General features: G+C 44.8%; 5 protein-coding genes. All 5 read left to right on the top strand.

Features of this window, described 5'->3' with window-relative positions:
- The coding region (locus tag KH943_RS09040; protein ID WP_304110172.1) for an FTR1 family iron permease at positions 1-831 on the top strand (831 nt) is incomplete at its 5' end.
- Between the two features lie 70 nt (positions 832-901).
- Positions 902-1,420, top strand: a complete 519-nt coding sequence (locus KH943_RS09035) for an iron transporter (RefSeq protein WP_304110171.1) — start codon at positions 902-904, stop codon at positions 1,418-1,420.
- Positions 1,421-1,523: 103 nt separating this feature from the next.
- Positions 1,524-2,936, top strand: a complete 1,413-nt coding sequence (locus KH943_RS09030; protein ID WP_304110170.1) for a Fe-S-containing protein — start codon at positions 1,524-1,526, stop codon at positions 2,934-2,936.
- Complete coding sequence (locus KH943_RS09025) at positions 2,936-4,294, top strand: ABC transporter permease (protein WP_304110169.1); 1,359 nt, start codon at positions 2,936-2,938, stop codon at positions 4,292-4,294. The genes KH943_RS09030 and KH943_RS09025 overlap by 1 nt, the downstream gene beginning before the upstream one ends.
- A complete protein-coding gene (locus KH943_RS09020) occupies positions 4,281-5,447 on the top strand; it encodes an ABC transporter permease (RefSeq protein WP_304110168.1) in 1,167 nt (388 codons plus the stop codon). The genes KH943_RS09025 and KH943_RS09020 overlap by 14 nt, the downstream gene beginning before the upstream one ends.
- Positions 5,448-5,527: the final 80 nt, after the last annotated feature.

Genomic DNA, 5,527 nt, shown 5'->3' with positions numbered 1-5,527 from the left:
AAAGCCGTTGATATGCTGCAAGACGGCGAACAAAGCGACTGGTCGATGTTCCTTTATAGCCTACTCATTATTTTACGTGAAGGCTTGGAAGCCTTGCTCATCGTCGCAGCAATTGTAGCTTATATGGCGAAAAACAATCATCACGACAAACTGCCTATCATTCGCCAATCGGTTTACCTGGCATTAGTAGCTAGCGTGGTAACTGCCTTTATCTTCCAGCTTATTTTTGAAAATTCAGGGCAAAATCGCGAATTGCTCGAAGGTTTCACGATGATCATCGCCGTGTTTATGCTCTTTAGTATGAGCTACTGGCTACTCTCCAAAGTGGAAGCTCAAAACTGGAAACGCTACCTTGAAGGCAAACTATCCACTGCTCTCACCGCAGGCTCACTCTTCGGTTTATGGCTCACCAGTTTCCTAGCAGTCTATCGAGAAGGAGCGGAAACCGTGCTGTTCTATTATGCACTCATTGGCGATGCCAAAAGTGCGGTCAGTCTCGCCTATCTTTTCGCAGGCTTTGTAAGCGGTGCAATTTTGCTCGCAATTTGCTACTTCATTATGCGTTATAGCGTGGTGAAATTGCCGCTCAAACCGTTCTTTATGTTCACAGGTTCGTTTATGTATTTAATGGCTTTTGTGTTCGCTGGTAAATCGGTATTAGAACTGATTGAAGGCAAATTATTCGAACCAACTTTAGTTGCCAACGTGCCAGAACTTTCGTGGCTCGGTATTTATCCTTACGTCGAAACTCTTGTTCCACAAGCGATCTTAATCCTAGCCGCAATTTTTGCGTTGTTTGTAATGAAATATCAGAGCAAAAAAGGGAATTAGGTTTAAATCAACGAAAATGTAGGGGCAAATCACATTTTCCTCACAATTAACTACTTTCAGGAGAGAAACTATGAAAAAAGTACTTTTTGCTACAACATTACTCGCTGGAATGTTTTCTGCTTCATCAGCAAATGCCTTCCAAGAATATCCGATCGGTGAAGCCGTGACGATGAACGAAATGGAAATCGCCGCAGTGTATCTCAAACCAATCGATATGGAACCACGCGGAATGGGCTTACCTGCTGCGAAATCTGACATCCACTTAGAAGCCGACATCCACGCTGTGAAAGGCAACAAAAACGGCTTCGGTGAAGGCGAATGGATGCCATACTTAACCATCAACTATACTTTAGTGAACACTGACACAGGTGCAAAACAAGAAGGCACATTTATGCCAATGGTAGCAGGCGATGGCCCACACTATGGTGCGAACGTGAAAATGATGGGCGTGGGTAACTACAAATTAACCTACCACGATCCTCCATCAAAAGCTGGTATGCACCGCCACACCGATGAAGAAACTGGCGTAGGCCGCTGGTGGAAACCATTTGATGTGAGTTATGAGTTTAAATTTACTGGCATCAAATAACCCCGTAGGGTGTGTGAATTACAGGTAATTCACGCACCATTTTTAATCTTTTGCGTGCGTGGAATTTTATTCCACACACCCTACAAAAAAATTGTTTTCTGCTATGACCTACTTCTTCATCTTCCTACTCCAATCCTTATTGCCAATTTCACTTTTACTCGGGGCTTCGTGGGCAATTAAAAAAAGCACAATTTCCCCTAAAACACTTATCTGGCTCAGTCTTTTCGGCTTGGCTTTTGGCGTTGTCTTGCGGTTAAATCTGCCGAATGGACAAGTGCCGAACCTCATTCTTATCCTTGGCTTTTTAATCGCATTTTTTCTTTTTGCCATTAGCCAAGGCGTCCAATCAACCAAAATCACAGCATTTTGGCAATTTATTTTAATGCTCATTGCAGGGGCAACTTGGGCGAACGATCCGAATATCACCGCGCTTACCAACATTGATGTGATCAACACCGACTTTATTTTGAACCTAAGTGCGGTACTTTTTGGCATTATTTTTTGTTTTGCAGCTTCGGCTTGGCTTTATTTTTTACTTAAACAGCAACAAAAAACACAAGGCAAATCCACCGCACTTTTAGCCTTGATCTTTTTGCTTTTTATCGCCTTAATTCTACCGCTTGTGGCTGAATTATTGCTCACGCTGATGAAACTACAGCTTATCGAACTCACTAAACCACGTTTAAGCTTTGTCGCAAAATCGGGCAAAATCACCGTATGGCTGAATGCGATTTGTGTGGTTTTAATGGCAATAATTTTGGCTATCTTTACTATTCAAACCTATGTTAAACGCCTAAAACACGCCAATACAGAAAGCGATCCAATTGAAAAACGCAAAAAACTCGCCTTGGTGCAGATTTCCAAACGATTAATCGGCTGGGGCGTTTTCGGGATTTTATGGGTGAGCGCAAGCCAGCTTTATTGGGAAAAAGTAGCATCACAACCACCGCAACTTTCCGAAGCTGTACCTGTGCAACTCAATGAAAAAGACGAAGTGCATTTAGCTCTTGAACCACTTAAAGATGGCAAATTGCACCGTTTTGTGTGGATTGCAGACGATGGTAAAGCAGTGCGATTTTTCATCATCAACCGCCAACCAAGCAAAGTGAGTATGGCGGCAGTATTTGATGCTTGCTTGCTCTGTGGCGACCAAGGTTACGTGATGCAAGGCAACCAAGTGGTGTGCGTGGGCTGCGGTGTGCATATGTTCATTCCATCCATCGGCAAACCGGGGGGCTGCAACCCTGTGCCGATTGAAGATTGGCTACAAACCGACAACGAAATTATCATTTCTCGCAAAAGCTTGGAAGACGGCCTGAACCTATTCAGCACCATTGTAGAAATTGATGTGCAAGATCCGATTAGCGGAGCGAAACTCAAAAACACCAAAACTGAGTTCAAATATAGCCACGAAGGGCACACATATTTCTTTGAAAACGAGAAAAATCTCGATCAATTCCGTGATAACCCTGAAAAATATCTCGGTAACAAAGAGAGTGAGAGTAAGGGGGAATAATGCTGACACGAATGTTATTTCAATCTTGGCGGTTTGGCTTAAAACGTAAATTGCTCGCCATTATTACGATTTTCTTGGCGGCTGGCTTGGTCTCTGCCCTGCTTGCGGTCTCCATTGATATTGGCGACAAAATGGCGAAAGAGCTGAAATCTTATGGGGCGAATATTTTAGTCGAACCTGCCAGCAATGCAGCATTGCCTGATGAATTAAGCCACAACTCATCCCTTTCCAGCCAAGATTTTTTGGATGAAAAAGAGCTGCCGAATATCAAAGATATTTTCTGGCGAAACAATATTGTCGGCTTCGCCCCGCTGCTTTCTGCCAACGTACAAGCGGTTAAATTCGCAGATTATTCTGCAAATTCACCTACAAAATCACCTGCTCTTTCAGCGAAAACTATTAACGTGTTGGGGACGTTTTTCGATCACCAAATCGCTATTCCTGATGAAGATGATTACCACACAGGACAACGTATCATCAGCCCATTTTGGAAAGTGAACGGCGAATGGGTGGACGACTTTAGTGGCGAGTTTGGCGAGTTCATCCCAGCCTTAGCTGGCGAACAACTTGCCAAGGCAAACGGTTGGCAGATTGGCGATAAATTAACGCTCAGTTACACCAATGAGAACAATGAAACGCAGAAAAGATCTGTGGAAATTAAGGGCATTTTAAGCACTGGCGGCACAGAAGATAATCAACTTGTGATGCCATTAAACTCTGTGCAAACTTTGCTCGGTTTGGAAGGAAAAGTACAATCTGTGCGCGTGTCGGCACTCACCGTGCCTGAAAACGATCTTTCCCGCAAAGCACGTGCCAATACGGATGCCTTAGATGCAGAAGAGTACGACCGCTGGTATTGCACAGCTTATGTATCGTCCATTTCGCATCAGTTGGAAGAAGCAATTTCGGGGGCAATTGTTCGCCCTATTTGGCAAGTGGCAGCCTCTGAAGGCGTTGTAATTGGCAAAATTCAGCTCTTACTTGCCGTGGTGACTGTGGCGGCATTAATCGCAGCAGCAATGGGAATTGCATCGCTAATGAGTGCAGGTATTATTGAACGTTCCAAAGAGATTGGCTTGATGAAAGCACTTGGTGCTTATCAGTGGCAAATCACGTTGCTGTTTTATTGCGAATCGGTGCTCAGTGCGTTGGTTGGTGGGGTGCTTGGCTGCATTGCTGGCTGGGGCTTGGCAAAATTTATCGGTGCTGCATTGTTCGGTGCCCCACTGGATTTCGCTTGGATTGTTGTACCTTGCGTGTTGGTGCTTTCAATGCTGATTGCCGTAATCGGAACGTGGTTCCCTGCACATAAAATCGCAAAACTTTACCCTGTGGAGGTGCTCTATGGTAGAGCATAAAAAAGCAGACAATAAAGTAGCAAATCACAGTATGTTTTGGCGATTGATTTTCCGTGCTCTACGCCTTAGATTACAACGCGTGTTGATTATTTTCACCGCACTCACCGTGGGGGCGAGCATCGTGACGGCGATGTCGGCGGTTTACTTCGACATCAACACCAAAATGAGCCAAGAACTCCGGACCTTCGGGGCAAATTTCTATATTGGTTCAGCCGATGGCGGAATGATCAACGAAACCGAACTCAACACCATTTTGCAAAATGCACCAAGCGACTTAGTGACCGCATCCAGCCCTTATCTTTACGGCGTAGCACGCAGCGATTTGGAAAAAATCGTGTTAATGGGCGTGAACTTTGATGCAATGCGAACCCTTGCACCTTACTGGCAAATAACGGGCTCGGCAATCAATGTGAACTTTGACGATCGCAATGCGATGATCGGCAAAACGCTCGCCGAACGGTTGCATTTAAAAGTGGGCGACAGCATTCAGCTTTCCAAAAATGCCGTCGAAAAACATCGATTCACCGTCAAGGCTATTGTGGAAGCGGGCGATGCTACCGACAATATGCTGCTCGTCAATCTCGCCTTTGCCCAAAATTGGCTAGAAAAAGAAGGCTTGGCGAATAATGCGTTGCTGAACGTGAAAAATGAGCAAGGCGTAAACCAAGCGGAGCAATTCGCCGAACAAATTATGCAACAGCACCCTGATTTAACCGCTCGCCCAATCCGTAAAGTCTCCGCTTCCGAAGGGTTGATTTTAGATAAAATCAAAGGCTTAATGGGTTTGATTTCGCTGGTTATTTTGGTGCTTGCGACCCTTTGCGTGAACACCACACTGATTGCGATTGTGGGCGAACGCGCCAAAGAGCTCGCACTTCAAAAAGCCTTGGGGGCGAAAAAATCCGACATCATCCGCCAAATCAGCACCGAGATTTTCATCATCACAAGCGGTGCAATTATTGCAGGGCTTTGCTTGGGCTATTTGCTCGCACAAGTGCTCGGCTTAACGGTGTTTAAATCCTACATTGATATGCGCTTGCCCGTGTTACCGATTACGATTGTATTGTCGTTGTTGGTGGCGTTCGTGGCGGTGATTATCCCAACGCATAGAGCGTTGAATATTAATATGGCGAATGTTTTAAAAGGTGAGTAGGGTGTATATGAAATGGAACATTTCACGCACGTATTCGTTTTATGCGAGCGTGGATTTTCAATTCACATACCCTACTAGTA

The organism is Haemophilus parahaemolyticus, from assembly GCF_018373095.1.
GTDB classification, from domain to species: Bacteria; Pseudomonadota; Gammaproteobacteria; order Enterobacterales; family Pasteurellaceae; genus Haemophilus_A; species Haemophilus_A parahaemolyticus_A.
Note: the sequence above shows the minus strand (reverse complement) of the source record. Positions and strands in the feature narration are given on the sequence as shown.